Source organism: Nocardioides sp. (genome assembly GCF_047602075.1).
Taxonomy (GTDB): Bacteria; Actinomycetota; Actinomycetes; order Propionibacteriales; family Nocardioidaceae; genus Nocardioides.
Map to the genome: position 1 here is coordinate 2,259,231 of NZ_JASGIF010000001.1, position 25,275 is coordinate 2,284,505.

Annotated in this window: 25 protein-coding genes, 1 tRNA gene and 1 pseudogene; 20 read left to right on the forward strand and 7 right to left on the reverse strand. The window is 69.6% G+C overall.

Annotated features, from left to right (window positions below; all coding sequences use genetic code 11):
- Nucleotides 1-20: 20 nt before the first annotated feature.
- Nucleotides 21-662, forward strand: a complete 642-nt coding sequence (locus QM714_RS11420) for a VTT domain-containing protein (RefSeq protein WP_415100510.1) — start codon at nt 21-23, stop codon at nt 660-662.
- Nucleotides 663-710: 48 nt separating this feature from the next.
- Here QM714_RS11420 and dcd read toward each other — a convergent pair whose 3' ends face one another.
- The gene (gene dcd, locus QM714_RS11425) at nt 711-1,289 is read right to left on the reverse strand and encodes a dCTP deaminase (RefSeq protein WP_415100512.1); all 579 of its coding nucleotides are present in this window, start codon (nt 1,287-1,289) and stop codon (nt 711-713) included.
- A gap of 19 nt (nt 1,290-1,308) precedes the next feature.
- Here dcd and QM714_RS11430 point away from each other — a divergent pair, with 19 nt between their 5' ends.
- The 10 genes from QM714_RS11430 to QM714_RS11475 all read left to right on the forward strand — a co-directional run bounded on the left by QM714_RS11430 (nt 1,309) and on the right by QM714_RS11475 (nt 7,840).
- Entirely contained in the window at nt 1,309-2,082 is a 774-nt protein-coding gene (locus QM714_RS11430) for an SGNH/GDSL hydrolase family protein (protein ID WP_415100514.1), read from the forward strand.
- A gap of 67 nt (nt 2,083-2,149) precedes the next feature.
- Nucleotides 2,150-2,225 (forward strand) — tRNA-Gly (locus QM714_RS11435).
- A gap of 196 nt (nt 2,226-2,421) precedes the next feature.
- A complete protein-coding gene (locus tag QM714_RS11440; RefSeq protein WP_415100516.1) occupies nt 2,422-3,723 on the forward strand; it encodes a C39 family peptidase in 1,302 nt (433 codons plus the stop codon).
- 2 nt (nt 3,724-3,725) lie between these two features.
- Nucleotides 3,726-4,853: a hypothetical protein gene (locus tag QM714_RS11445; RefSeq protein WP_415100518.1), complete on the forward strand. Its 1,128-nt coding sequence runs from the start codon at nt 3,726-3,728 to the stop codon at nt 4,851-4,853.
- A 52-nt stretch (nt 4,854-4,905) separates the two neighbouring features.
- On the forward strand, nt 4,906-5,532 hold the full coding sequence (locus tag QM714_RS11450) for a DUF2461 domain-containing protein (protein ID WP_415100520.1): 627 nt from the start codon (nt 4,906-4,908) through the stop codon (nt 5,530-5,532).
- On the forward strand, nt 5,525-6,226 hold the full coding sequence (locus QM714_RS11455; RefSeq protein WP_415100522.1) for a GNAT family N-acetyltransferase: 702 nt from the start codon (nt 5,525-5,527) through the stop codon (nt 6,224-6,226). Before QM714_RS11450 ends, QM714_RS11455 begins: the two co-directional genes overlap by 8 nt.
- Nucleotides 6,223-6,453 (forward strand): hypothetical protein, encoded by a 231-nt coding sequence (locus QM714_RS11460; protein WP_415100524.1) that lies wholly within the window; start codon nt 6,223-6,225, stop codon nt 6,451-6,453. Before QM714_RS11455 ends, QM714_RS11460 begins: the two co-directional genes overlap by 4 nt.
- A gap of 322 nt (nt 6,454-6,775) precedes the next feature.
- On the forward strand, nt 6,776-7,192 hold the full coding sequence (locus QM714_RS11465) for a hypothetical protein (RefSeq protein ID WP_415100526.1): 417 nt from the start codon (nt 6,776-6,778) through the stop codon (nt 7,190-7,192).
- A 41-nt stretch (nt 7,193-7,233) separates the two neighbouring features.
- The gene (locus QM714_RS11470; protein ID WP_415100528.1) at nt 7,234-7,449 is read left to right on the forward strand and encodes a hypothetical protein; all 216 of its coding nucleotides are present in this window, start codon (nt 7,234-7,236) and stop codon (nt 7,447-7,449) included.
- Complete coding sequence (locus QM714_RS11475; protein WP_415101072.1) at nt 7,367-7,840, forward strand: DUF4268 domain-containing protein; 474 nt, start codon at nt 7,367-7,369, stop codon at nt 7,838-7,840. The genes QM714_RS11470 and QM714_RS11475 overlap by 83 nt, the downstream gene beginning before the upstream one ends.
- Here QM714_RS11475 and QM714_RS11480 read toward each other — a convergent pair.
- Nucleotides 7,775-8,233 carry an RrF2 family transcriptional regulator gene (locus QM714_RS11480; protein ID WP_415100530.1) on the reverse strand — a complete coding sequence of 153 codons (459 nt, stop codon included), beginning with the start codon at nt 8,231-8,233 and terminating at the stop codon, nt 7,775-7,777. The two genes, QM714_RS11475 and QM714_RS11480, sit on opposite strands and share 66 nt — an antisense overlap.
- A gap of 261 nt (nt 8,234-8,494) precedes the next feature.
- Here QM714_RS11480 and QM714_RS11485 point away from each other — a divergent pair, with 261 nt between their 5' ends.
- From QM714_RS11485 to QM714_RS11500, 4 genes are all read left to right on the forward strand, one after another.
- Complete coding sequence (locus QM714_RS11485) at nt 8,495-10,357, forward strand: acyl-CoA dehydrogenase (RefSeq protein ID WP_415100532.1); 1,863 nt, start codon at nt 8,495-8,497, stop codon at nt 10,355-10,357.
- Nucleotides 10,358-10,401: 44 nt separating this feature from the next.
- Nucleotides 10,402-11,004, forward strand: a complete 603-nt coding sequence (locus QM714_RS11490) for a LysE/ArgO family amino acid transporter (RefSeq protein ID WP_415100534.1) — start codon at nt 10,402-10,404, stop codon at nt 11,002-11,004.
- A 98-nt stretch (nt 11,005-11,102) separates the two neighbouring features.
- Entirely contained in the window at nt 11,103-11,918 is an 816-nt protein-coding gene (locus QM714_RS11495) for a maleylpyruvate isomerase family mycothiol-dependent enzyme (RefSeq protein ID WP_415100536.1), read from the forward strand.
- Nucleotides 11,918-12,844: an oxidoreductase gene (locus QM714_RS11500; protein ID WP_415100538.1), complete on the forward strand. Its 927-nt coding sequence runs from the start codon at nt 11,918-11,920 to the stop codon at nt 12,842-12,844. Before QM714_RS11495 ends, QM714_RS11500 begins: the two co-directional genes overlap by 1 nt.
- An 8-nt stretch (nt 12,845-12,852) precedes the next feature.
- Here the strand turns inward: QM714_RS11500 and QM714_RS11505 are convergent, their stop codons facing one another.
- The gene (locus QM714_RS11505; RefSeq protein ID WP_415100540.1) at nt 12,853-13,647 is read right to left on the reverse strand and encodes a crotonase/enoyl-CoA hydratase family protein; all 795 of its coding nucleotides are present in this window, start codon (nt 13,645-13,647) and stop codon (nt 12,853-12,855) included.
- Between the two features lie 156 nt (nt 13,648-13,803).
- Here QM714_RS11505 and QM714_RS11510 point away from each other — a divergent pair, with 156 nt between their 5' ends.
- The 3 genes from QM714_RS11510 (at nt 13,804) to QM714_RS11520 (ending at nt 14,842) form a co-directional block, all read left to right on the forward strand.
- Nucleotides 13,804-14,055 carry a hypothetical protein gene (locus QM714_RS11510; RefSeq protein WP_415100542.1) on the forward strand — a complete coding sequence of 84 codons (252 nt, stop codon included), beginning with the start codon at nt 13,804-13,806 and terminating at the stop codon, nt 14,053-14,055.
- A gap of 194 nt (nt 14,056-14,249) precedes the next feature.
- Complete coding sequence (locus QM714_RS11515; protein ID WP_415100544.1) at nt 14,250-14,414, forward strand: hypothetical protein; 165 nt, start codon at nt 14,250-14,252, stop codon at nt 14,412-14,414.
- Complete coding sequence (locus QM714_RS11520; RefSeq protein WP_415100546.1) at nt 14,411-14,842, forward strand: type II toxin-antitoxin system VapC family toxin; 432 nt, start codon at nt 14,411-14,413, stop codon at nt 14,840-14,842. The genes QM714_RS11515 and QM714_RS11520 overlap by 4 nt, the downstream gene beginning before the upstream one ends.
- A gap of 132 nt (nt 14,843-14,974) precedes the next feature.
- On the opposite strand, the gene QM714_RS11525 is transcribed toward QM714_RS11520, so the two are convergent.
- Nucleotides 14,975-15,937, reverse strand: a complete 963-nt coding sequence (locus tag QM714_RS11525; protein WP_415100548.1) for a hypothetical protein — start codon at nt 15,935-15,937, stop codon at nt 14,975-14,977.
- Between the two features lie 136 nt (nt 15,938-16,073).
- On the opposite strand from QM714_RS11525, the gene pgm reads away from it, so the two are divergent.
- Entirely contained in the window at nt 16,074-17,735 is a 1,662-nt protein-coding gene (pgm, locus tag QM714_RS11530; RefSeq protein ID WP_415100550.1) for a phosphoglucomutase (alpha-D-glucose-1,6-bisphosphate-dependent), read from the forward strand.
- A gap of 10 nt (nt 17,736-17,745) precedes the next feature.
- Here pgm and QM714_RS11535 read toward each other — a convergent pair whose 3' ends face one another.
- The 3 genes and pseudogenes from QM714_RS11535 to QM714_RS11545 form a co-directional block, all read right to left on the reverse strand.
- On the reverse strand, nt 17,746-18,855 hold the full coding sequence (locus tag QM714_RS11535; protein WP_415100552.1) for a S1C family serine protease: 1,110 nt from the start codon (nt 18,853-18,855) through the stop codon (nt 17,746-17,748).
- An 82-nt stretch (nt 18,856-18,937) separates the two neighbouring features.
- Nucleotides 18,938-20,120 (reverse strand): annotated as a pseudogene (locus QM714_RS11540) (pyridoxal phosphate-dependent decarboxylase family protein).
- Between the two features lie 270 nt (nt 20,121-20,390).
- A complete protein-coding gene (locus tag QM714_RS11545; RefSeq protein ID WP_415100554.1) occupies nt 20,391-23,714 on the reverse strand; it encodes a BTAD domain-containing putative transcriptional regulator in 3,324 nt (1,107 codons plus the stop codon).
- Nucleotides 23,715-24,030: 316 nt separating this feature from the next.
- On the opposite strand from QM714_RS11545, the gene QM714_RS11550 reads away from it, so the two are divergent.
- A complete protein-coding gene (locus QM714_RS11550) occupies nt 24,031-25,272 on the forward strand; it encodes an FAD-binding oxidoreductase (protein ID WP_415100556.1) in 1,242 nt (413 codons plus the stop codon).
- Nucleotides 25,273-25,275 lie beyond the last annotated feature (3 nt).

Below are 25,275 nucleotides of genomic sequence, written 5' to 3' on the forward strand. Positions count from 1 at the left end.
GCCCCGATAGGGTCGCCGCCGTGAGCCCGTTCCTGTCGCTGATGCTGTTCGGGATCAGTTGGATGGACCCGCAATGGTGGCTGGACCGGTTCGGGAGCGAGTTCTTCTGGATCAGCCTGGTGATCGTCTTCGTCGAGTGCGGGCTCTTCTTCCCGATCCTGCCGGGTGACTCGCTGCTCTTCGCGATGGGACTGTTCATCGCCGGCGACAACATCCCGGTCTCGCTCCCCGTGGCGATGCTGGCGCTGGTGACGGCGGCGTTCGCCGGCAACGTGGTGGGCTACGAGATCGGCCGTGCGATCGGACCGGCGCTCTACGAACGCGACGGGCGGCTCCTCAAACGGGAGTACATCGACAAGACCCACGAGTTCTTCGAGCGGCACGGCGCCCGTGCACTGATCCTGGGCCGTTTCGTTCCGGTAGTGCGGACCTTCGTCACCGTGATCGCCGGCGTCACTCGGATGGATCGGCGCCACTTCTTGCTGTGGAGCCTGGTCGGCGCCGTGCTCTGGGTGGTGACGATCACACTGATGGGCTACTACCTCGGCGGCGTCGCGGTGATCCGCGACAACCTCGAGATCGCCGCGATCATCCTGGTCGGCATGTCGCTGCTCCCGATGATCTGGGAGTGGTGGCGCCGCCGCCGTCGCGTCACTTCCTGACCGCGGGACGTCGCTGATGTGCGCCGTTTGGGCCCAAACCGCAACAAGTCAGATGCGGGTGCGGTGGAAGTTCTGGAAGCTCCGAGACGGCGTGGGGCCGCGCTGACCCTGGTAGCGGGAGCCGTACTTCTCCGACCCGTAGGGATGCTCGGCGGGCGAGGTGAGCCGGAAGAAGCAGAGCTGACCGATCTTCATCCCTGGCCACAGCTTGATCGGCAAGGTGGCGACGTTGGCCAGCTCCAAGGTGACGTGTCCGGTGAAGCCGGGGTCGATGAAGCCGGCCGTGGCATGGGTGAGCAGGCCGAGCCGGCCGAGCGAGGACTTGCCCTCCACTCGCGCGGCGACGTCGTCGGGCAGGGAGACGACCTCGTAGGTCGAGCCGAGGGCAAACTCACCTGGGTGCAGGATGAACGGATCCTCGGTCCCCTCGACGATCACCTCGCGGGTCAGCTCGGACTGGTCCTCGGCCGGGTCGATATGGGGATAGCGATGGTTCTCGAAGACCCGGAAGAACCGGTCCAGCCGGACGTCGATGCTCGACGGCTGAAGCATCGCGGGATCCCACGGATTCAACTCGATCCGGCCGTGGTCGATCTCACCGAGGATGTCGCGATCGGACAGCAGCACGGGTCGTAACCTACCGGTCATGGTCTTTCGTCGGTACGTCGCGCTCGGCGACTCCTTCACCGAGGGCGTCGGCGACCCCGATCCCGAGCGCCCCAACGGCCTGCGCGGCTGGGCCGACCGGGTGGCCGAGGTGCTGGCCAAGCAGCCGGGTCTCGGTCCGGGCGAGTTCGGCTACGCCAACCTCGCCATCCGTGGTCGCAAGCTCGCCGCGATCCTTGCCGAGCAGGTGGCTCCGGCCGTGGCGATGGAGCCCGATCTGGTCTCCATCTATGCCGGCGCCAACGACATCCTCCGGCCCAAGGTCGACATCGACGCGCTGCTGGCGTCGTACGACGTCGCGATCGGCCGCCTGGCCGACAGCGGCGCGACGGTGACGATGTTCACCGCCTACGACCCCGGCATCTCGGCGGTCTTCCGCCCGGTTCGTGGCCGGATGGCGATCTACAACGAGGGCGTCCGGGAGATCGCGGATCGCCACGGCGCGCTGATCACCGACATGTGGCGGATGCGCGACGCTCCGCCCTGGGCGATCTGGGACGACGACCGGATGCACCTGAACTCCTACGGTCACAGCCACATCGCGCGCGCCGTGCTCGACCGGCTCGGCATCGACCACGGGCTCGCGGAGCCGGAGCTGCCGACCCGGCTGGTGCTGACCAAGGCGGAGGCCCGCCGGGAGAACCTGCGCTGGGCCAAGGAGCACGCGGTGCCGTGGGTGCGGCGTCGCGTCACCGGCCGGAGCTCCGGCGACCTGGTCAGCCCCAAGCGGCCCACTCTGGCGCCCGTCGACTAGACGAGGGTTCGGCCACGGCCGCAGCGGTTGGTAGCATCGCATCCGCCGTCCGGCCACGGGCGGCACTGCGGATGTAGCTCAGTTGGTAGAGCGCGACCTTCCCAAGGTCGATGTCGCGAGTTCGAGCCTCGTCATCCGCTCCACCTGGTGATCCACCTTCGACGAACCCCCGTTAGAGGTTCAGCCCCTCTTGGCGGAACCTCCTACTTTCTTCGTGACCCGCTCGGCGGACGGCCATCCCTTTCTGCCACGCCCTTCCGGCAACGGTTGTGACGAATGTGACTAATGGGGTTATCGTTGAAGGAGTGCTTGACGCCCCCTGCGATTGAGGTCTTCCCCATGCCCCGCCGCCGCACGGTCGCCATCGTCGCCTTGGCGATGCTGGTTGCCGCAGCTCCTTTCCTGCCCCGCGCCCACGGTCCCGAGGACGCGCTCACGCCCACCGACGGCAAGGCAGCGAGTCGCATGCCATCGGCAGCCAACGCCTACGGCACGGTGACGCCGGCGATGCGGCAAGAGATCGACCGCGTCGTCGATGCGGGCCTGCGCCAACCCAAGCTCGCTCCGGCCACCGCGTTGGGTCGGCTCGCGACGCAGCAGGTGCGCTGTGCCGACTTCGAAGGGCTCACCTACTGCCTCGACCTCGGCTGGACCGAGAGCACACCCGAGCAGGCAGCCACCGAGGTGGCCCGCGCAGCGCGGGCCGACACGATCTCCGCCAAGAGCAGCGCCCGTCGACTGAACACCGGCGACCTCGACCCGGCGGCGGAACTGCGCGAGCACGCCGCACTGAGCCCGCAACGCCGGGCGAACCAGGAGCGAGCCGAGCTGACAGAGGCCGCCCGGTCGGTGGCGAAGGTCTGGGTGATCCGTCACGAGATCGAGGGGATCCCCTACCCGGCCGGCTTCCTCGCCCGCCACCCGGAGGCGCAGGCACTGCTCGCCAACGGTGCGGCCGACGACACCACGAGTCAAGCCAAGAGCTCCTCGCCATCGGCGACGCCCACCAAGACCAAGTCGCCCAAGGCGTCGGCCAGCCCGAGCTCCAAGCCCACGGTCAAGACCGCGCGCGACTACCCGCGCAAGAGCAAGGTGCTCAACCCGACCCAGGTCGCCGAGCAGACCCGGACCTACTGGTGCGGCCCGACCTCGACGCAGATGATCGTGTGGGGCTGGAAGCACAACCGGCAGAGCCAGCAGCACTGGGCCAACGAGCTCGGCACCACGTCCTCGGGCACCGCGATCGGGTCGATCGTCTCGGTCATCAACAAGCACACCGGCTGGGACCGCGCCGACTACGCCGGCCCCTACATCACCCTCGACATCGGCAAGTACAGCTACGCCAAGTGGTATCTGCTGATCATGCGCCACATCCACGACTACAAGGCGCCCATCGTGATGCACCCGATCCTGCTGAAGAAGTACTTCTCCTACCTCGACGACGACGGATCGGGGCACTATCAGGTGGGTCGCGGCTACGACAAGCGCGGGAAGAAGGCCAACCTGGTCAGCTACTTCGAGCCGTGGAACCAGCAGCGGTTCGACCCGTCCGAGCCGTTCATCAAGCGCGTTCAGTGGCACTCCGCCTACCAGTCCTACCGGGCCAACCAGGCCCACCCGTACCACAACATCGGGGTCTGACCGTGCGGGCGGCAACGGCGCTGGTCGCCGTACTCTCGTGTGGCCTACTGGCCGCATGCTCCGGCGGTACGCCGCGCGATGGCGGGTCGCCTGCGACCCAGAGCGGGACCGCGAGCGACAGCCAGAGCCCGAGCGAGTCCAACCCCACCAGCACGCCCAGCGGTGGCACGGCAGACCAGCCGGCGAAGGTCACCCCGCAAGACGATCCGCTCCGGTGGAAGAAGGCACCTGGGGCGGTCACCGACACGATCACGGTCGGCGACCACGGCACCCTGACCGTCACCGCGGACGCCAGCCGGGCCACCCTCGCCGGTGACCAGTCGGCCACGGTCGACGCGGATGCCGGCTTCCGGGTCACCGATGCCCTGATGAACGACAGTTACGCCGTCGTCGTCACCGGTGACCGGCAAGAGCAGAAGCCCGCCCGCGCGACGGTCGTCGACCTGGCCAGCGGCAACCAGTTCGTGGTCGACGGTGACTCGGAGGCTGCCACCGTCAACGGCGGCAGCTGGGCACTGGGCAACGGGCAGCTCGAGCATCCGACCCTCGGGCCCAAACGGGCCTACTGTCTGGCGACCGTCGACCTGGCCACGCAGTCGTCGGACGTCGGCTGGTGCGCGCCCGCACGCACCGGGTTCACCCACGTGCAGGTTGGCCCGGGTGGGGTCAGCCTGATGGCCTTCGACGACGCCCGGCCCTCGTGCCGCACCGTGGCCGAGGTCACCGATGGCGAGCTGACTCCCTTCCCGGGCGTCACCGAGTGCACCGGCTGGGAGGGAGTGGCCCTCGACGGCGGCCGGGTGTGGTCGGTCATCCCGAACGAGCGTCGCATCGAGCGCGCCCACTTCTACGCCTCGGTCGGTGACGGCTACTTCGACCTGGGGATGGGCGACTCCGGGACTCTGACCACCTGCGACGGAGCGGCGTACTTCAACCGGGCGCCCGAGCGCGACCGCGATCCCGCCCAGGTGCTCCGCTGGACGACGGACGGGCGGCTGAGTGTGGTGTATGCGACCGAGACCGGCGGCGAGGCGTTCGTGTCGGGCACGGCGCGCTGCGGTGGTCACCACCTCACGGTGACCGCGCTGACCAGCAAGGGCGACAGCCAGGTCACGGCGGCGACCTCCTAGCGCGTCTCGCCCGGCCACCGTCGTCCGCAACCGCATGTTCTAGGGTCGAGGGGTGGAGTTCCGGGGTTTTCCCGTGGCGGCGTTGGACTTCTACGACGACCTTGAGATGGACAACACCAAGTCGTTCTGGGAGGCCCACAAGGCCGTCTACCAGGAGGCGGTGCGCGCACCGCTGGAGGCATTGTGCGCCGGGCTGGCGGCCGAGTTCGGCGAGGCCAAGGTCTTCCGGCCCTACCGAGACGTGCGTTTCGCGAAGGACAAGGCCCCCTACAAGACGCACCAGGGTGCCTACGTGGCCACCGGCCCGGCCACCGGGTGGTACGTCCAGATCGCGGCACGCGGCGTGAGCACGGGCGGCGGCTTCTACGCCGCCGATGCCGAGCGACTGGGTGCGCTGCGAGAGGCCATCGACGACGACCGCACCGGCCGACAGCTGCGGCGGATCGTCAACAAGCTCACCCGAGCCGGCTGGGAGCTCGGCGGCGAGCAGCTCAAGACGTCACCGCGCGGCTACCCGGCAGACCACCCGCGCATCGACCTGCTCCGGCACAAGTCCCTGACGTTGACCCGCTCCTACGGCTTCGAGCCGCTGATCCACACCCCCGAGCTGGCCGACGCCGTACGGCGTGACTGGCGCGAGCTGCGCCCCGTGCTGGACTGGGTGGGCGAGCATGGCTGAGGAGGTGCATCTCCGCGACGGCACTCGCTGCTGGGTGTGGCCGCTGCTGCCGACCGACCGCAACGCACTGACCGCGGAGTTCGAGAGCCTGTCACCGGAGTCGCGGCGGCGGCGCTTCCTCGGCCCAGTGGTCCACCTCAGCGACGCGATGCTCAAGCACCTCGTCGACGACGTGGACGGTGTGGACCATGTCGCACTGGTCCTGATGGCCGAGTCGGGTGACGACGTCGTGCCAGCGGGCATCGCGCGCTGTGTGCGCTACCCCCATCAGCCCGACGCCGCCGACATCGCCGTCACCGTCAAGGACGACTGGCAGGGCCGCGGAGTGGCAACGGCGTTGCTGGACGTGCTGATGCGGCGGCGCCCCGAAGGGGTCACCCATCTGCTCACCGAGGTGGCCGCCGACAATCCGGCCTCGCTGGCCATGCTGCATCGACTCGGCCGCACCCGCACCTACGAGACAGGTCTGGGCATCCTCGACGTCGAGGTCGACCTGGTCCCGACCGGGCACTCGCTGGCCGAGGAGGAGCCCGGCGAGCGGCTGCACGAGGTGCTGGCCGACCCCGACCGCTCCGACCTGCGCACCCGCGACCGGATCTGCCCGTGGTTACGGTCCGGCGAGGATCGCGACAACGCTGAAGATACTGCCGTTGACTACGGTGGCCAACCCCCGGCCGAGTCCAACGATTCTTGACGATTCGCGAGCCCTATGGAGGGCTCGAGGAAGCAGCAGCCGACGGTCGCAATCTAGCTCGATTCTTTGACCTCGACCTGGCCACCGTAACGCCCGACCAGCTCGCTGAAGCTTGCAGCGCTGTGGTCGCGCTCTCGGAAGGCTGGCTCAATCCTCAGAATCTGGTTCTTCAGCGCACCAAGGCCGTGCCACTCACGATCTGGGTGCTGCGCGTCCAAACCTCGTAGTGCTTCAAGGATCAGCGCATAAGGCCTGCGCACTTGCCGCGCCCCTACCTCGGGGGGGGCGAAGTCCCATTTCGCGGCGGCCTGCCGTCTTCTTTCTCCGCCTCTGCCTCAAGTCGCTGCCGAAGTCGATGTAGATCGCCACGCGCGGCTCGCGACCGGTCATACTCAGCACCCTAGCCATGCGCGGAGTCGATCAAGCGACGAATGACCACACCGTGGCAAAGCCAAAGGCTCGCCCACCACGCGTGAGTGGATCACGCAGAGACTGGGGTGCCGGTCTCATGGGACAGTCGTTCAACGCGAGCCTGACGGGAGAAGCACCATGACGAGCACGAACAGCGCCGACCTTGGCCGCATTCAGATCGTTCCACCCCGACAGATCTGGCCCCACGAGGCACATGACTTCACACCCTGGCTGCTCCAGAACGTCGACGTGCTCTCCGACCTCTTGGGAATGGGGCACCTCGTGCTCGACGAGGCCGAACACACGGTCGGCGACTTCAGCCTCGACCTGATCGGCAAGGACGAGAGCACCGGCGAGGTCGTCATCGTCGAGAACCAACTCGAGATCTCCGACCACCTTCACCTCGGTCAGATCCTGACCTATGCGGCCGGCACGGACCCGACGACCATTGTGTGGGTCGCCACCGGATTCGTCCGGAACACCGTGAAGCACTGGCATGGCTCAACGATCGGACCGACGAGCACACCAGGTTCTTCGCGGTCCAAATTGAAGTGATTCGGATTGGATCCTCACAGCCAGCCCCCGCGTTCAAGCTTGTGGCACAACCAAATGACTGGGCCAAGCAGGTGAAGGCCACGGCGGCCGCCAACGCCGGCGGAGTCTCCGAGCGCGAGCGCTTGTACCTGGAGTTTTGGGAGAAGTACCGCCTCCGCGTGTTGGCCGAGCATCCTGCTTGGACACGAGCATCGATGTCCACGAAGTCGTCGTGGTTCGGGATGTCCGCAGGCCTGTCCGGCGTCAACTGGATCTAGCTTCAGCCAGTCCGGTCTCAGCGTCCAACTCGTCTTCGAGAAGTCCGACCGTGACCTCAACGTCGCGCGCCTCGAGGCTCTTGCCACTCGCAAGGCAGAGGTCGAGGCCGCTTTCGGCGCGCCACTGGCGTGGGAGACACGAGAAGGCCTGAAGTCAAGCAAAGTCGCGGCGTACACAGACGTTGCTGATGTCGCCCAGGAAGAGCGCTGGGACGGGTGGATCGAGTGGCTCATCACCACCGGCGAGCGGATGCGGACCGCGCTCGCCGCCGGGGGCGGAATACCGCTGCCCGCCGGGCTCAGCAGGGACCAAAGCTGTGGGACTTCAGTGGGGCTGCCAGGCGTCGTCGTCGGCCGTGCGCTCGGCGACGGATGGCGGCAGCTGACCTGAGGCGAGGTTGGCGATCGAGACCTCTTCGAAGACCTCCCGCAGCGAGGAGCGGGCGGCAATCCAGACCAGCTGGAGCACCTGGGCGGAGTCGTTGTAGGAGACCGACTCGGGCCGGAGCCCGTAGACCGACACCAGCGGACCGTCCACCGCCCGGATCACGTCCGCGACACTCACCTCGGCCGGGTCGCGCGCCAACCGCCAGCCGCCCGACTGGCCGCGCTGGGAGAGCACGATGCTCGCCCGGCGCAGGTCGGCCAGGATCGCCTGGAGGAATCCGTGCGGGATCTCCTGGCGCCGGCCGAGCTCCTCCGCGGAGACCGGTGCCGAGTCCGCCTGCGCAGCCATCTCGATGAGCGCGCGCAAGGCGTAGTCGGACTTGGTGGAGACGCGCATGAGGACAGTGTGTCAGGTAATCGCATCGGGAAAGTGCACAAGACACGTGGCGGGGCGTCCCGGCGTCCCGCGGGACGTCATACCGATCGGTCGCCCCGGCGAGTCCAGAGCATGACGTCCGCCGAGCGCGCGGCGTGAACTTTCTCATTCGGCTTGCCAGACGGCGGTGGCCGAGAGAGAATTATGTTACTGACTAGTAACACCCGCCGGTAACCGCCGCCCGCCGCGCGGCCGGCACACCGATCCCGAGAGGGCAGACCAGTGAGCCACTACAAGAGCAACCTGCGCGACATCGAGTTCAACCTCTTCGAGGTGCTCGGCCGCGACGAGATCCTCGGCGAGGGGCCGTTCGGTGAGATCGACCCGGAGACCGCCCGGGAGATCCTGGCCGAGGTCGACCGGCTGGCCAGGGAGGACCTTGCGTCGTCGTACGTCGAAGCCGACCGCCACCCGCCTGTCTTCGACGCGGCGACCGGGACCGCACCGATGCCGGAGTCGTTCAAGGCGAGCTACCAGGCCTGGATGGACGCGGAGTACTGGCGACTCGGGATCGTCGAGGACCTCGGCGGCACGCCGGCTCCACCCAGCCTGAACTGGGCCGTCGGCGAGTTGGTGCTCGGCGCGAACGCACCGGTGTGGATGTATGCCTGCGGCCCCAGCTTCGCCGGCATCGTGCACGCCAACGGCAACGAGCGCGACAAGCGGATCGCCCAGATCATGGTCGAGCGTCAGTGGGGCGCCACCATGGTGCTGACCGAGCCGGACGCCGGCTCCGACGTCGGCGCCGGCCGTGCGAAGGCGACGCTCAACGAGGACGGCTCGTGGAACATCGAGGGCGTCAAGCGCTTCATCACCTCAGGTGAGCACGACATGGCCGAGAACATCGTCCACCTGGTGCTGGCGCGTCCGGTCGGCATCGAGGGCGCCGGTGGTCCCGGCACCAAGGGGCTGAGCCTCTTCGTCGTGCCGAAGTTCCACTTCGACTTCGAGACCGGCGAGCTGACCGGCGAGCGCAACGGCGTCCACGCCACCAACGTCGAGAAGAAGATGGGCATCAAGGTCTCCAACACCTGCGAGCTCACCTTCGGCGAGAAGGAGCCCGCGCAGGGTTGGCTGCTCGGCGAGGTGCACGACGGCATCGCGCAGATGTTCCAGGTCATCGAGAACGCTCGGATGATGGTGGGCGCCAAGGCGATCGCCACGTTGTCGACCGGCTATCTGAATGCGCTGGAGTACGCCAAGTCTCGCGTCCAGGGCGCCGACCTCACCCAGGCCGCCGACAAGACCGCACCCCGGGTGACCATCACCCACCACCCCGACGTACGCCGGTCGCTGATGACGCAGAAGTCCTTCGCCGAGGGCATGCGCGCCCTGATGCTCTACACCGCGTCCTGGCAGGACAAGGTGCGCCTCGCGGCGCACGCCGGCGAGCCGGACGAACTGGCCGAGGCGGTCAACGACCTGCTGTTGCCGATCGTCAAGGGCTACGGCTCGGAGCGCTCGTGGGTGCTGCTCGGCACCGAGTCCCTGCAGACGCTGGGCGGATCGGGCTTCCTGCAGGACTACCCGATCGAGCAGTACGTCCGCGACGCCAAGATCGACACCCTCTACGAAGGCACCACCGCCATCCAGGGGCAGGACTTCTTCTTCCGCAAGATCGTCAAGGACCAGGGCCGTGCGCTCGGTCATCTGGCGGCGGAGATCCAGTCCTTCATCGCCTCCGAGGCCGGCAACGGCCGGCTCAAGGTCGAGCGGGAGCTTCTCGGCCGCGCGCTGGAGGACGCCAACGCACTCGTCACCGTGATGATCAACCAGCTCATGTCGGCGGACCCGAGCGCCGAGGGCGGCGACCTGCGCAACATCTACCAGGTCGGCCTCAACACCAGCCGGCTGCTGATGGTGCTCGGCGACGTGGTCTGCGCCTGGCTGCTGCTTCGGCAGGCCGAGGTGGCGCTGACCAAGCTCGCCGGTGACGTCTCCGCGAACGATCAGTCGTTCTACGAAGGCAAGATCGCCGCCGCGCAGTTCTTCGCCCAGGCGAATCTGCCCAAGATCGCCACCGAGCGTGCCATCGCCGAGTCCACCGATCTCTCCCTGATGGACCTGGACGAGGGTGCCTTCTAGGACCGATACACAGCAGCGGGGTTGCGACTGCGAGGATCGACGGCGTGCTCAGCGCCTTGATCGCCGGTCTGTTGACCGGCCTCTCCCTGATCGTCGCGATCGGCGCCCAGAACGCCTACGTCCTGCGGCAGGGACTTCTGCGCTCGCACGTGGGTGGCGTCATAGCGATCTGCGCCGTCTCGGACCTGATCTTGATCACCGCAGGTGTGGCCGGCGTCGGCACGATCGTCGAGCACGCGTCGTGGGCGTTGGAGCTGCTGCGCTGGTTCGGCGTCGCCTTCCTGGTCTGGTACGGCGTCGGCGCCCTGCGCCGCTCCCGCCATCCCGAGTCGCTGCAGACCGCGGGCACGAGCGAACCGAACGGGCGGAAGGTGCTGCTCCAGGCCGTCGCGTTGACCTGGCTGAACCCACACGTCTACCTCGACACCGTGCTCCTCTTGGGCTCCATCGCCAACCATCAACCCGGAGGGGGACGCTGGTGGTTCGCCGTCGGCGCGGCGCTGGGCAGCATCCTCTGGTTCACCGCCCTCGGCTACGGCGCCCGCCTGCTCGCTCCGCTCCTCGCCGGTCCCCGCGCCTGGCAGCTCCTCGACGTTCTCGTCGGCCTGGTCATGCTCGCCGTCGCCGCCTCGCTGGCCCTCGGCTAAACGACCCCGGCGCTCGCCGTGAGTCGGTTGCAGCCGACACCCGTGTCCGCGCAGCAGGTAGCGGGCCAGCGGGCAGCACACGCTCTACGCTGACCTCCATGAACGATCGCGAGCTGCTCGCGGGCTACGTGGGGATCTGGTGGCAGGCCATCGCGGACTTCACCGACCTGGTCGAGCAGGTCCCTGCCGCGGAGTGGTCGGCCAGCACGGACCTTCCCGGCTGGGACGTCCACGACGTCGTCGCCCACACCGCTCACCTGGAAGCGGTGCTGGCCGGGGCGCCAGAGGAGACCGTGGAGTTCCGGCCCGGGCCGCACGTGCGTGGACTCCAGGGCTACTACATCGAGCAGGGCGTGGTCGCCCGGCGGGACCGGTCGCCCGGCGAACTCGTCGCCGAGATCCGCGACAGCACGGCCAAACGGCATGACGAGCTTGCCGCCCACCCGCCGACGGATGCCCGCGCCAAGCCGGAGCGGATCTTCGGCGGTGTCCCGTGGGACTGGCGCACCCTGCTGCGCAACCGGCCCCTCGACGTGTGGATGCACGAGCAGGACGTCCGCCGGGCCATCGGCCGACGCGGCAACCTCGACGGAGCCGCTGCCAAGCACACGGCCGACTATCTGATGGAGTCGCTGCCGATGGTGGTGGCGAAGCGGGCAGCGGCGCCGGAGGGCACGACCGTCGTCGTACGCCTCAACGGCAGTCGCCCCCTGGCGGTCCGGGTCAACGGCGAAGGGCGCGGGGTCCGACTTCCGGAGATCCCGACCGATCCGACGGTGCGGATCAACACCGACCGCGAGACGTTCATCTGTCTCGCTGGCGGCCGACGCGACCCGGAGCCGGGTGCGGTCGGGCTCGACGGCGAGCAGGAGCTGGGCAGACGCATCCTGGCCAAGATGGCAGTCACGCCCTGATGACCTGGCAGCTCGACGACATCCCCGACCAGACCGGGCGGACGATCCTGGTGACCGGCTGCACCATCGGCGGACTCGGCCACCAGACGTCGCTGGAGCTGGCCCGCCGCGGCGCCCAGGTGATCCTCGCGGGACGCAACGAGCCCAGGCTGCGTCAGACCGAGGCCGCCATCGTCGACGAGGTGCCGACGGCCGAGCTGCGCCGACTGGTGATCGACCTTGCCGACCTCGCTTCCGTGCGCCGCGCCGTCGAGTCCGTCGAGTCGCTCGACGTGCTGGTCAACAACGCGGGCATCATGGCGCCGGCGTACTCCCGCACTGTCGACGGCTTCGAGAGCCAGCTGGGCACCAACCACTTCGGGCCGTTCCTGCTCACCGGGCTGCTGCTGCCACTTCTGCGCACCGCCGGGGAAGCCGGCCACGACGCGCGAGTCGTGACCGTCTCCTCCCAGATGCATCGGGCGACCCGGTCGGCGCCGCTCGGTGACCCGCGGGTCGAGCACGGCCACTACCTGCGCTGGCCGGAGTATGCCCAATCCAAGCTGGCGAACCTGCTCTTCACCTTCGAGCTCGACCGACGGCTGCGGGAGGCCGACATTCCCGTCCGCGCATTGGCTGCCCATCCCGGCTTCGCCGGCACGCACCTGGTCGCCAACGGCCAACTCGGTCGTACGACGGGCACGGTGGCGTCCATCCTCGAGACCACCGTGAAGGCGGTCTCCCAGTCCCCCGCCGACGGAGCACTCCCGACGCTGATGGCGGTCACCGCCGACTTGCCCGGAGCGACCTACTGCGGACCGTCCGGCCTGGGCGAGGCGCGCGGCGCTCCGCGCATCGTCGGCGCCTCCTCTCTCGCCCATGACGCCGACGCCCAGCGGCGGCTGTGGGAGCTCAGCGAGGAGGCCGTCGGGTTGTCCTATCCCTGATCGGGCGGCTACCTCGAGCGCGGACCGTAGACGGGCGTGGCCTTCTCGAACGCCGCCCGCTGCGCGATCTTCGTGTTGCGCCTGAGCAGAAGCATCGCCTGGGCAAGCCGCTCGCGGGCGAAGGTGCGCCGCGGGCTGGCCGTCCAGGTCCGGTTGAAGAGGCTCTTCGCCGCCGCCAGCTGATCCGGTGATCGCTGGACGAGCCTCTCCGCGAAGTCCGTCGCGGCCGCGACCGGATCGGAGTCGAGCTCGGTCACCAGACCCAGATCGTGTGCCTGCTTGCCCGTCAGCATCTCCGCCGTCATAGTCAGCCGCTTGGCGGTGTCGATCGAGGTGAGCTCGGCCAGCGTGCGCACGCCGGTCATGTCGGGGATGATGCCCCACTTGCCCTCGAGCACCGACCAGGTCGAGTCCGGGGTCGCGTAGCGGAAGTCCGCCGCCAAGGCGATCTGCAGGCCACCGCCCAGGCAGTGCCCTTCGACGGCGGCGATCACCGGCACCGGCAGCCGCCGCCATGCCCAGCACGCCTCCTGGAAGGTGTTGGTCCCGCGCCAGGGGCGAGGGGTGAAGCCAGCGATCATCTTCCTCGGTTGCCCGAGCACACTGCGAAAGTCGAGACCGGCGCAGAACGACTCGCCCTCACCGGCCAGCACCACTGCCCGCAGCGACCGATCCCCACGCAGCCGGTGCGCGGTGCCGGCCAGCTCGTCGAGCAGGTCCAACGTCAGCGCGTTCAACTTGTCGGGCCGGTTCAGCCGGACCTGGGCGATGTCGTCGGTGATCACACACGACACGAGCGTCATATGAGCAGCCTACGGTCGCCTCCCGCTGGTCCGTGACGGGGTTGAGGGGCCAGCGCAACGCGTTCTCCACAGCGTCGTCGAGCATCAGTTGCGGCAACTCTGGGCTACGCGTACTTTGCAGTGACTCCAGCAGCAGGAGTGTGCACAATGGACATCGTGAACGACTGGCTTGGCCTGGCCCTCGGTGTCATCGGCGTGCTCGCCGGTGTCGCGGCCATGCTGTGCTGGACAGGCGCCTGGATGCTGCGCACTCTCGACCGCCCGGTCGACACGAAGGTCAACACCAACCTCGACGCCAAGTTGTACGCCGTCCTCGAGGTCAAGGTCGACGCCCTCGCGAAGAGGGTTGACGCGCTTGAGACCGAGTCGACGCACTCAAGCTCAAGAGCGACCACGTTGCCGAGGTAGTCGCCGTACCAGCGATGTCCGTAGCGTGCCGATCCAGAGTGCCAGACGTCGCTGCTCCGGTACACAGCTCTTGGAGGTGGGCGGCGCGGCGTGCTGGTCTCAGCAGCTACGCGGTGTTCTGGCTTACAGTTGTCAACGTGAGTACAAGCCGTGATGAGTTGATTCACCTGATTCAGGGTCTCCCTGAGGATCAGGTGGATGTGCTGCTCGCGGATGCTCGACGACTGAGCTTGACCAAACCGAAGCGCACCTGGCCTCCGAAGTTCGTCGGCATGATCAAGGACGGCCCGGTCGACGGCTCGACGCCGGAGCACATCGATTCCGTCCTGGCGGGCGGTTTCGGCCGCGACGACCAGTGATCGTCTGCGACACCGGTCCCTTCGTCGCGCTCTCCAACGAGAAGGACCAGTACTACTTCGTCGCCAACGAGCTCTTTCGGGACTTCTTCCTGACTGAAGAGGAGATCGTCTTGCCGGCCACGGTCTTGGCGGAGGTCTGCTACTGGCTCAACGAGCATGGCGGCCCGGAGGTCGAGGCGGCCTTCCTCGCCGCTGTCGCCGACGGCGCCTTCACGCTGGTTGAGCTGACCACATCTGATGTCGAGCGCATGATCGAGTTGGTCCGACAGTTCTCTTCGTTCCCGCTCGGCGCCACGGACGCTTCAGTGATCGCGATCGCCGAGCGCCTCGGCATCCAGGAGATCGCTACGTTCGATCGTCGCCACTTCTCGGCCATCACACCAAAGAATGGTGGTCACTTCACGTTGCTGCCCGAGGTGCTTCCGTAGTCCAGCAGGCCGGCTCATGAGCCGGTTACGTCCCGCACCGGCAGTGAGTAGTCGTGTTCTCGCGTGGGCCGCGGCTCACGTCTCAGCGCCTATGGGCCACGCAATCCGCAGGCCGGATCAGGCAGCCCGAGGTCACAGCGAGAGGGCCGCGAGGGCGGCGCTGACCACGGTGCCGGGGTCCACCGGAGCGCGCAATGACCGGTCTGAGCCCTGGGCGGGTGCCACGGTGACGAGCGGAACGCCAAGGGCGGAGCCGAGCCAGGCCAAGGTGGTGGTGGCCTGATCGTGGACGGCGACGACCGGAGCGCGCAGGTCGAAGGCTTGTCGGAGCGCGCCGGGAATCGCAGGGGTCGCGGCCGCACCGACGGCACGAGCCAGGCTGCGCTGCCAAGCGGCGTACACCGAGTCGGCGCTCACCACGTCGACGACGTCGGCGCAGATGCCCTCCTCCTCCAAGGCGGCCGCCGCGACAAGAGCCTCCGGGATGGCCGGCCCGACGGCGGCGATCTGCACACGCCGCGGGCGGCCCACGGTGCCAGCGACCAGGCGATAGGCGCCGGTGAGCAGATGTCGGCGCAGCACCGCAGGGCCCAGTCGCTCGGACGCCGCATCGAACGGTGCCTGGTCGAGCGGGCGCGTGGTGAGCCGGAAATAGTACGACGGCGAGCCGGGACGCGCGACCGAGGCGAGCGCCGCACAGACCATCCAGTCGACGGCCTGGGCGTAGGCGGGCTCGGCGGTGATCACCCGCGGCACACCGAACGCCGGCTGTTCACCGCTGACGATCCGCAAGCCGGAGTCGGCGATCATGAGCGGATCGGCGTCCTCCTCCCACCACGATGTCGCGGCGACATCTGACCAGTCGGGCAACTCGAGCTGGCTCAGCGCCCGGACGGTGCGGCCGAGCGCGGCACGAGAAGAGGTCGGGCGCCCGGCACGCGCGCCGCTGCCCTCCGGCAGTGGCAGCGTCCTCGCCTCTCGCGGCACGACCGCGAGGGTCTCGCGACGAGGAGCCGGTGGCAGTGCGGCCTCGGCGAGAGGCTCGGGCCAGGGAGCGGCGTGCGCGCCCACCAAGCGCCCGCGTGCGTCGCTCATCGCCCCTCCACCGCCCGATCACGCACGTGAGCGCCCCATTCGCTCGCGGGTGGCCGGGTCGTCTCAAACGATGACACACGGTGAGTCGTGTTGTCAGGGATGTCTGTACCGGCGCGTCGGACGGCATGATGAACCCATGGATGCCCCCGCGCAGCAATCCCCGTCACGCGCCGGCCAGCCCGCGCAGCCGTTTGACTTAGTCGATGTCGCCCATCTGGTGACCGCCTACTACACCGGCGTTCCCGATCCGGAGTCGGTCGACCAGCAGGTCGCGTTCGGGACCAGCGGCCACCGTGGCAGCAGCCTGCGGACGTCGTTCAACGAGACCCACATCGTGGCGACGACGCAGGCGATCTGCGACTACCGGCGCGAGCAGGGGTACGACGGCCCGCTGTTCATCGGCCGCGACACCCATGGTCTCTCCGAGCCGGCCTGGGCGACCGCCTTGGAGGTGCTGGTCGCGAACGACGTGACCGTGCTGGTGGACTCTCGCGACGGCTACACCCCGACCCCGGCGGTCTCCCACGCGATCCTGCGCGCCAACGGCGGCCGCACCTCCGGTGACGGGCTGGCGGACGGCATCGTCGTCACGCCGTCCCACAACCCGCCCAGCGACGGCGGCTTCAAGTACAACCCCCCGCACGGCGGTCCCGCCGACACCGACGCGACGAGCGTCATCGCGGCTCGCGCCAACGAGCTCATCCGCTCCGGTCTCGACGGCGTCCAGCGGATCCCGTTCGGCCGAGCCCGCGCCGACTGCTCGCCGTACGACTTCTTGGGCACCTACGTCGACGATCTGCCCTCGGTGGTCGACCTGGACGCCGTGCGGGCGGCGGGGGTGCGCATCGGCGCCGACCCGCTCGGTGGCGCATCGGTGGCCTACTGGGGCGAGATCGCCGACCAGCACGGACTCGACCTGACCGTAGTCAACCCGTTGGTGGATCCGACCTGGCGGTTCATGACGCTGGACTGGGACGAGAAGATCCGGATGGACTGCTCGTCGCCCTCGGCGATGGCCTCGCTGATCAGCCGCAAGGGAGACTACTCCCTGGCAACCGGCAACGATGCCGACGCGGATCGGCACGGCATCGTGACGCCCGACGCCGGGTTGATGAACCCCAACCACTACCTCGCCGTGGCGATCAACCACCTCTTCGGTGGGGCCAGGCCGGACTGGCCGGCGACGGCCCAGATCGGCAAGACGCTGGTGTCGTCGTCGATGATCGACCGGGTAGCCGCTGGACTGGCCAAGCCGTTGGTCGAGGTGCCGGTGGGCTTCAAATGGTTCGTGCCCGGTCTGATCGACGGCTCGTTCGGGTTCGGTGGCGAGGAGTCGGCCGGGGCATCGTTCCTCCGTCGCGACGGCAGCGTGTGGACCACCGACAAGGACGGCATCCTGCTCGCCCTGCTCGCCTCGGAGATCCTCGCGACCACCGGCAAGACCCCCTCCCAGCACTACTCCTATCTGGTCGGGAGATACGGCGACCCGGCCTACGCACGCGTCGACGCGCCCGCCGATCGAGAGCAGAAGGCGAAGCTGGCTGCGCTCTCCCCCGAGGACGTCCACGCGACCGAGCTCGCCGGCGAGGTGATCGTCGACCGGTTGACGCGAGCGCCCGGCAACGGCGCGGCGATCGGTGGGCTCAAGGTCGTCACCGAGAATGCGTGGTTCGCCGCCCGTCCCTCCGGCACCGAGGACGTCTACAAGATCTACGCCGAGTCCTTCCTCGGCCCCGACCACCTCGCCCGGGTCCAGGCCGAGGCGCGCGAGGTCGTCTCTGCGGCGTTGGTGGGCTAGGAACGCGGCCTCACGGGGCGACGAGGGTGACCTCCGCCGACTGCTCGGCGCCCGCTCGCACGAAGGTGAGCGACAGGGTGTCGCCGGCACCGCGGGTCAGCGTGGCGAGAACCAGCTGCTCGGTGTCGCGGGCCGGCCGCCCGTCGACCTCGGTGATCAGGTCACCAGCGCGCAGACCCGCCTGTGCGGCGGGGCCACCGGACACCACCTTCGTCACCAACAGTCCGTCGGGCTGCGTCGATCCGGCCGAGCCGACGGCGTGGGCGGCGAGGCCGATGACGGGATGGTTCGCGTTGCCGGTCTCGATGAGCTGCTCGGCGATCGGCGCCACCACCGCGACCGGGACGGAGAAGCCGAGCCCGACGCTGCCGCCACCCGAGACCCCCGCGGAGTTGGGCACCGTCGCGATCGCGGTGTTCACCCCGATCAGTTCACCCGCACAGTTGACCAGCGGTCCACCGCTGTTGCCCGGGTTGATGGCGGCGTCGGTCTGGATCGCATCGAGCAGGTGCGCCGTGCCGCGCTCCTGAGACGGGATCGGCACATAGCGTCCGAGCGCGCTGACGATGCCGGCGGTGACCGTGCTCGACAGCCCCAGCGGCGCACCCAGAGCGACGACCGGCTGGCCGACATGCAGGGCGTCGGAGTCGCCGTACGTCATCAGCGGGCGGCCTTCGGCGCCATCGTCGGCCTTGAGGACCGCGAGATCGGTCGAGAAGTCAGCACCGACCAAGGTCGCCGGTGACGACGTCCCGTCGTGGTAGCGGATGGTGAGCTGCCCGTCCTCGCCGGCCGGGCTCACCACGTGCTCGTTGGTGAGCAGGTAGCCGCCATCGCGGATGAGCAGGCCGGTCCCGGTGCCGGAGCCAGCTCCGCCCCGCGCAGCGATGGTCACCACCGACGGCAGCACCCGGTCGGCCACCCGGGACGCCCGGCAGACGACGTCCTCGATGGACCCTGCCGTCTCGACGCCGTCCTTGGCGCCGTCGCCGCGCACCATCAGCCCGCCGACCACAGCCCCCAACAGAGCGGCCACCACCACGCCCGCGGGCCAGGCAGCGCGACCGATCAGCGACGGGCCGGATCGAGTTTCGGCGGCCGGCCGTTCGCTCTTCGTCACCGGCTCATCATCGCGCAGACGTTCCGCCGCTTGCGCAGTGACCCGGAGTGGCACCTCGCGCAACCCGGAGTGGCGCCTCGCGCTAGGCCAGCGTGTCGAGGACCTCGCTGACCGAAGCAGGATCGGTGTTGGGGTTGATGAAGATCAGCCGCAGCACCGGCTCGCCTCGGTGCCGGGTCGGGACGCAGAGCACGTGACCAGCGACGGCCTGCTCGTGCGACCACTGGGCGTACTGCTCGGCGGTCCACCCCGGCCGGTCGAAGAGGATCACCGACAGCTCCGGCTCGCTGAGCATCCGCAGCGCCGGTCGACTGCGGATGTCCTCGGCCACCGCCCGGGCCGTGGCAAGGCAGGTCTCGACGGCCTCGCGGTAGCGATCGGTGCCGTGAGTGGCCAGGCTGTACCACAGCGACAGTCCACGGGGACGCCGCGAGAGATGGATGGCCAGGTCCGCCGGGTTCCACTCCGCCTGGTTGGCGACGTCGAGGTAGCTCGCCGTCTGTCGGTGCGCGGCCCTGGCCAGCGCCGGGTCGCGATAGACCAGCGCGCAGGCGTCGTACGGCGCGAAGAGCCACTTGTGTGGATCGACGATGAAGGAGTCGGCATGCTCGATGCCGCGGTAGAGGTGGGCCACGCTGGGGGCGAGCAGACCGGCACCGCCGTACGCCCCGTCGACGTGCAGCCAGCTCCCCCTCTCGACACTGGTCGGCCACCCCGGCGATGTCGTCGACGATGCCCGCGTTGGTCGTCCCCGCGGTGGCCACCACGGCGAAGACACGGTCACCGGCGCCGTCCAACACCTCCCCCAGCGCCGGACCGGTGAGGCGGCCCCGGTCGTCACCAGGGACGGTGACGATGTCCACGCCCATCACGCGGGCGTTGGACCGGATCGAGGAGTGCGCCTCCTCCGAGCAGGCCAACAACCAACCCTCGGCAGGTGCCCGAGACAGCCCGGCGTCGAGTCGGCGCTGCTCGGCTGCCTGACGCGCGGCGACCAACGCCGACAGGTTGCCCATCGTGCCGCCGGCGACGAAACAGCCGCCGGCGCTGCTCGGCCAGCCGAGCAGCTCGACCAGCCAGGCGATCACCTGGTTCTCCGCATGGATGGCGCCGGCGCCCACCTCCCACAGCCCGGCGAAGATGTTCGATGCGCTGGTGGCCAGCTCGAAGGCCGCCGCCGAGCGGGTCGGCGCCGACGGGACGTAGGCGAGGTTCATCGGGTCGTCCTGCGACCGGGTCGCCGGCACGACCACATGCTTGAACATGCGCAGCGCCGCGTCGGCACCGATCCCGTCGGGCGTGATGGTGCGACCCAGCGCCGCCTCGAGCTCGGCCGCGGGCCGGGCAGTGGTCAGCGGGTCGCTGCGCCGGAAGACCCGCCTGGTCGCCCACGCCAGGACGGCCGCGACGCCCTCGGACTCGTCTCCCCACACCGAAGTCGGCCGGGAGGTCTTCGGCTTGTCCGCGGGATTGCTCGATGAGGTCACCCGGTCAGGATGCCACCTGTACGCCGCTCCGCGGGCGGCCGCGCGTCCCTAGAAGCCGAACCGCACGCGCTGGTCCGCCAGCCACTCGCCGACCAGCGCGAGCCCCCACTCCTCGATCAACCTCTGCGCATCGGCCGCGTGGTGGGCAGCGTCGTCGGCGCGACCCAGGCAGGCGGCGGCGAGCGCCAGGAAGGCGTCGACCGGCCCGGTCGCGTTGCCGGAGCCGGCACACGCCATCCGGCCGGCGTACGGCGCGAGCAGCTCGTAGGCACGGCCGGCCAGGTCGCGGTCCTGGAGTCCGAGCGCGGTCTCGGCGGCCGCGGACCAGTTCATCAGTGAGAACCAGTTCTCCGCCTCCAGCTCGGCCGGGTGGTCGGCGAGGTACTCCCGGGCTTGCTCGACGCGTCCCGCTCGAAGCATGAACTGGCACGCCAGCGCTGACGACGGCAGGTTGTCCAGCGCGGTCAGCTCCTCGACCATCTCCGCCGCGCGGCCCTGCCAGAGGCGCAGGTTGACCAGAGCACCCGACATGGCGTCCTCGACGTTCTTGAGCTGCATCTGCTCACCCAACGCGAAGATCCGCTCGACCCGCTGCTCGGCCTCCTCGAAGCGGCCCGCCATCGCCAGCCAGGGCAACTCGAGGGTGTCGAGCACCAGGAGTCCATAGGGCAGCCGGAGCCGCGTGGCGTGGTCTCGAGCGAGGCTCGCGATCTCCCACATCGACTCGGGCTGACCGAGCTCGCCGTGGGCGACCGCCGTCAAGATCGCCGCGACCGTGAACGCCCGCTCGTTGCCGATCCGCGCCGCGACGTCCATCGCCTCATCCGCCAGGGCGAGACGGCGCTCGGCGGAGTCGGGCTGCCACAGCGACATGAAGGCGACTTCGCAGGCGTCCACCACGAGACCGTCGTCGCCGAGTCGACGTGCCATGGCGAGGGCGGACTCCACCAGGTCCGACCGCTCGGCGAAGGGGGCGACGCTGGCGGTCTCGTTGGCCAGCGCCAGCATGACGTGACAGCGCACGGAGTCATCGCGTCGAGGAAGGGCCGCAAGAGCGCGCCGTAGCGCGTCGACCACCCCTTCGTGGGTCGTCGACGCATCGGCCGATCGCCACAAGGCGCCGATCGTCATCGCCGACGCCGCCCGGGCGAGCAGCCGCACGTCGCCGATGTCGTCGGCAACCGTGATCGCCTCCTCGATCGTGGCCAGCAGCGGAGCCCACTCGCCGCGCCAGCGGTGGGCCGCAGCGAGACCCATCAGCAGGTCGAAGCGGTCCCGCGGTCCGCTGCCCGCGTCGGCGGCCTGGGCGGCCAGAGCGGACGACAGAAGCTCGGCGGACTGCTCGTAGGCATGCACCTGCTGCGCCGCTGCCGCCGCAGAGGCAGCAGCACGCCAGGCGCGTCCGGCATGAGCCGGACCAGCCGCGAGCCAGTGGTGGGCGGTCTCCCCGATCCGCTCGGGAGTGCCTTCGAAGACCTCGGCGGCCCTCGCGTGCGCTCGGGCCCGTCGGGTGGCGCTGAGGCCGCCGTAGGTGACATCCCGCACCAGCGCATGGCCGAAGACGTACTCCCCCGCGCCCTCCTCTCGGATCAGCCCCGCTGACAAGGCTGCCTCGAGGTCATCGACCACAGTGCCTTCGTCGAGCTCGGCCAGGCTGGCCAGCCCGTCCAGGTCGAACGTGCGACCCACGACGCTGGCCCAGCGGAGCAGGGCGACGGTGGCCGGCGGCAGTCGGTTCAGCCGTCGCCGCAGCACCTCTTGGACGGCCGCCGGTGGTTCGGCCTCGCGCAGCAGCTCGGCCAGGTCGCCGCCGTCCCCGGCCAGACGGGCGTATTCGACGAGGAAGAACGGGTTCCCGTCGGTGCGCGCAGCAAGCACCGATGCCTCGGCGGCGTTGGGGGTCAGGTCGGTCACGGCGGCCACCACCGTCGCGGCCTCGTCCGGTCCCAGCCCGGTCAGCTCGAGCCGCAGCGCGTGTCGCCGGGCCAGTGCCTCTGCCACATCAGCCAACGCGCCGGTCGGCTCCGGTCGGGAGCGCCAGGTGACCACCACCGTCAGCCTCGCCGCCTCGACCGTGCTGATCAGCAGGCGTAGCGCACGCAGCGTGGAGGGGTCTGCCCAGTGCAGATCATCGAGGACCAAGAGGAGCGGGTCGCTCGCGGCCGCCTCGGCGACGCCGCCCACGACCAGCTCCCAGGTGCGGAACTCAGCGCCCTCGTCCTGGCCGAGGTCGGCGGGCAGCTCTCGACCAAGGCCGCGGAACACCTGCTGCCACGGCCACAGCGCCGGGGCACCCTCGTCCTCGGAGCACCGTCCCCAGAGCACGCGAGCGCCCCGCTCCACCGCAGCCGCTGCGAGCTCACGAGACAGCCGGCTCTTGCCGATGCCAGGGTCGCCGGTCAATGCCGCGAAGGACGGTGTGCCGCCCCCGGATCGATCCAGTAGTCGCTCGAGCTGGTCCAGCTCGTCGCCGCGGCCGACCATCGGCCACGGCGGTGGCGCGGGCAGGGCCCAGGAGACCGGCCCGGCGCCATCCCGACTCTCGCTGGCTGGCCGGGCGGCGTCGAGTGGCACCCAGGCCAGCGTGGGGTCCTGCCGGAGCACTGCGGTTTCCAGATCGCGCAGCTGCGGCGAGGCGTCCAGGCCGAGCTCCTCGTCCAGCACCGAGCGCACCTCGCGCAGCGCTTCCAGCGCCTCGGCCTGGCGCCCGCTGCGCACCAGCGCCACGGCACGCAGCGCCCAGAGCCGCTCGCGCAAGGGATGACGAGCCGTCAACGCCTCCAGCTCACCCGCGAGACGCTGATGGTCGCCCAACGCGAGTCCGAGCACCGCCCGGTCCTCCAGTGCCAGGGTGTACAACTCTTCGAGCCGAGCCCGTTCCGCAACGACCGGGTCGGGGTCGTCGAGATCGGCGTACGGCGTGCCGCGCCAGGCCGCGAGCGCCCCGTCGAGCCGGTCCCGCGCCGCGGTCGCCTCCTCGACGGAGAGCGCCGGCGGGTCACCCAGACCGATCGGCCCGAGACTGCGATGGACCCCAGTGACCACCTGCTCGAACCGGATGACGTCAACCTGGTCGTCGGGCACGCGCAGCGCATACCCACCGCCGACGGTGACCAGGATGGTCGCGGGCGAGCGGGCCGGTCGGTCCGGCTCCAGCGTGCGGCGCACCCCCGCGATGTAGACATGCAAGGTTCCGGGCAGGCCGGCGGGTGGATGCTCGCCCCAGAGCAGGTCGACCAGCGCGTCGTAGGACACCGCGCGACCGCGGGCCAGCACCAGCGCGGCGACGATCGCCCGCTGCTTGCGGGTGCCGAGGTCCAGGAGAGCCTCAGCCCGTCGGACCTCGGTCTCACCCAGCACCGCGATGCGCACGGGCCGAGCATAGAGGCGCGCGCCCAAGTGACCCCGTCCGACCCAAGAGTGCCCCAAGTCAGCCCAAGTCAGCCCCAAGTCTCCCTTAAGCGCCTTCCCCGAGGGTCTTCTCGACAAGCAGATCGAACCACCAACAGGAGCACTCTCATGAGCACCACCATCCCCGCCCCCACCGCCGCACTCGAGCCCGCCAGCGGCGACCCGCTGACCGAGCTTCCGCGGCGCGGTCTCCGGACGGCTGACCACGCCGGAGGACGCGACCTACGACCGGGCTCGCACCCCCTGGCTGGTCAACGTCGACCAGCGCCCTCTGGCCGTGTTGGAGGCCGCGGACGCAGCCGACGTGGTGACCGCCGTGCGGTGGGCCGGCCAGCACGGCCACGCCGTCTCGGCTCAGCCCACCGGGCACGCCGGCCGCGCCGGCGTCCTCGACGGTGCGCTGCTGCTGCGGACGCGGGCCCTGGCCGACATCACCGTCGACGTCGAGGCCAAGACGGCCACCGTCGGCGCCGGCGTGAAGTTCGGCGAGCTCTGCGCCGAGCTGGACGGCACCGGACTGATGACCCTGGCCGGCAGCAGCGACGACCCGACCGTCGTCGGCCTCGCGCTCGGCGGCGGGGTCAGCTGGTTCACACGCAAGCACGGCTTCACCGCCAACAGCATCCTCTCCTTCGACGTCGTGGACGCCGACGGAGTGCGCCGTACCGTCTCCGACGCATCCGACCCGGAGCTGTTCTGGGCGCTGCGCGGTGGTGGCGGCGACTTCGCGATCGTGCTGGGCGTGACCGTCGCGCTCTTCGACGCCCCGGAGATGTACGGCGGCCAGCTGATGTGGGGGATCGAGCACGCACCTGTGGTGCTCCGAGCCTTCCGGGACCTGGCCCGGGTCGCACCGCGTGAGCTGACGTTGTGGGCCAACCTGATGCACTTCCCCGACCTCGAGATGGTCCCCGAGCCGATCCGGGGCCGCTCGTTCGTCACCGTGATGGCGACCTACCTAGGCACGCCGCAGATGGCCGAGATCCTGCTCTGGTCGCTGCGTGACGCAGCACCGGCCGCCCTCGACCTGATGCGGCCGATCCAGCCGAGCCAGGTCGCCGATGTCGCCGCGGAGCCGACCGACCCCACTCCGGCCATGGAGCACTCCATGCTGGTGACCGAGCTGGACGACCGAGGCATCGACGACCTGGTCGCCGCGGTGGGAGACCGGAGCCGGACCGCCCTGACGGTCATCCAGATCCGTGGCCTCGGCGGCGCCTTCGCCGAGGCGCCGGTGGGCGGTGGCGCCGTCCGGCCGGTGAGCGAGTCCTTCCAGGTCTTCGCACTCGGGATCCTCGCCGTGCCCGAGCTCGCCCAGCCGATCACCGGATCCTTCCAGGCGATCGAAGCCGCGCTCGGACGGCTGGCCAGCGAGCACCGGCTGCCGAACTTCACGGGCTCACAGCAGGCCAACGAGGCCGGCTACGACGAGCCGGCCCTGGCTCGACTGCGGGAACTCAAGACCCGCCGCGACCCGCGCGGCGTGGTCCGGAGCAACAAGCCCGTGCTCGGGTGCTAGGCA

What these genes read in the sequence shown, in the direction of transcription:
- pgm (WP_415100550.1), top strand. Translation starts at nt 16,074, where the DNA reads ATGGATGCCCCCGCGCAGCAATCCCCGTCACGCGCCGGCCAGCCCGCG.
- QM714_RS11465 (WP_415100526.1), top strand. Translation starts at nt 6,776, where the DNA reads ATGACGAGCACGAACAGCGCCGACCTTGGCCGCATTCAGATCGTTCCA.
- QM714_RS11480 (WP_415100530.1), bottom strand. Translation starts at nt 8,233, where the DNA reads ATGCGCGTCTCCACCAAGTCCGACTACGCCTTGCGCGCGCTCATCGAG.
- QM714_RS11440 (WP_415100516.1), top strand. Translation starts at nt 2,422, where the DNA reads ATGCCCCGCCGCCGCACGGTCGCCATCGTCGCCTTGGCGATGCTGGTT.
- QM714_RS11495 (WP_415100536.1), top strand. Translation starts at nt 11,103, where the DNA reads ATGAACGATCGCGAGCTGCTCGCGGGCTACGTGGGGATCTGGTGGCAG.
- QM714_RS11500 (WP_415100538.1), top strand. Translation starts at nt 11,918, where the DNA reads ATGACCTGGCAGCTCGACGACATCCCCGACCAGACCGGGCGGACGATC.
- QM714_RS11525 (WP_415100548.1), bottom strand. Translation starts at nt 15,937, where the DNA reads ATGAGCGACGCACGCGGGCGCTTGGTGGGCGCGCACGCCGCTCCCTGG.
- QM714_RS11430 (WP_415100514.1), top strand. Translation starts at nt 1,309, where the DNA reads ATGGTCTTTCGTCGGTACGTCGCGCTCGGCGACTCCTTCACCGAGGGC.
- QM714_RS11455 (WP_415100522.1), top strand. Translation starts at nt 5,525, where the DNA reads ATGGCTGAGGAGGTGCATCTCCGCGACGGCACTCGCTGCTGGGTGTGG.
- QM714_RS11505 (WP_415100540.1), bottom strand. Translation starts at nt 13,647, where the DNA reads ATGACGCTCGTGTCGTGTGTGATCACCGACGACATCGCCCAGGTCCGG.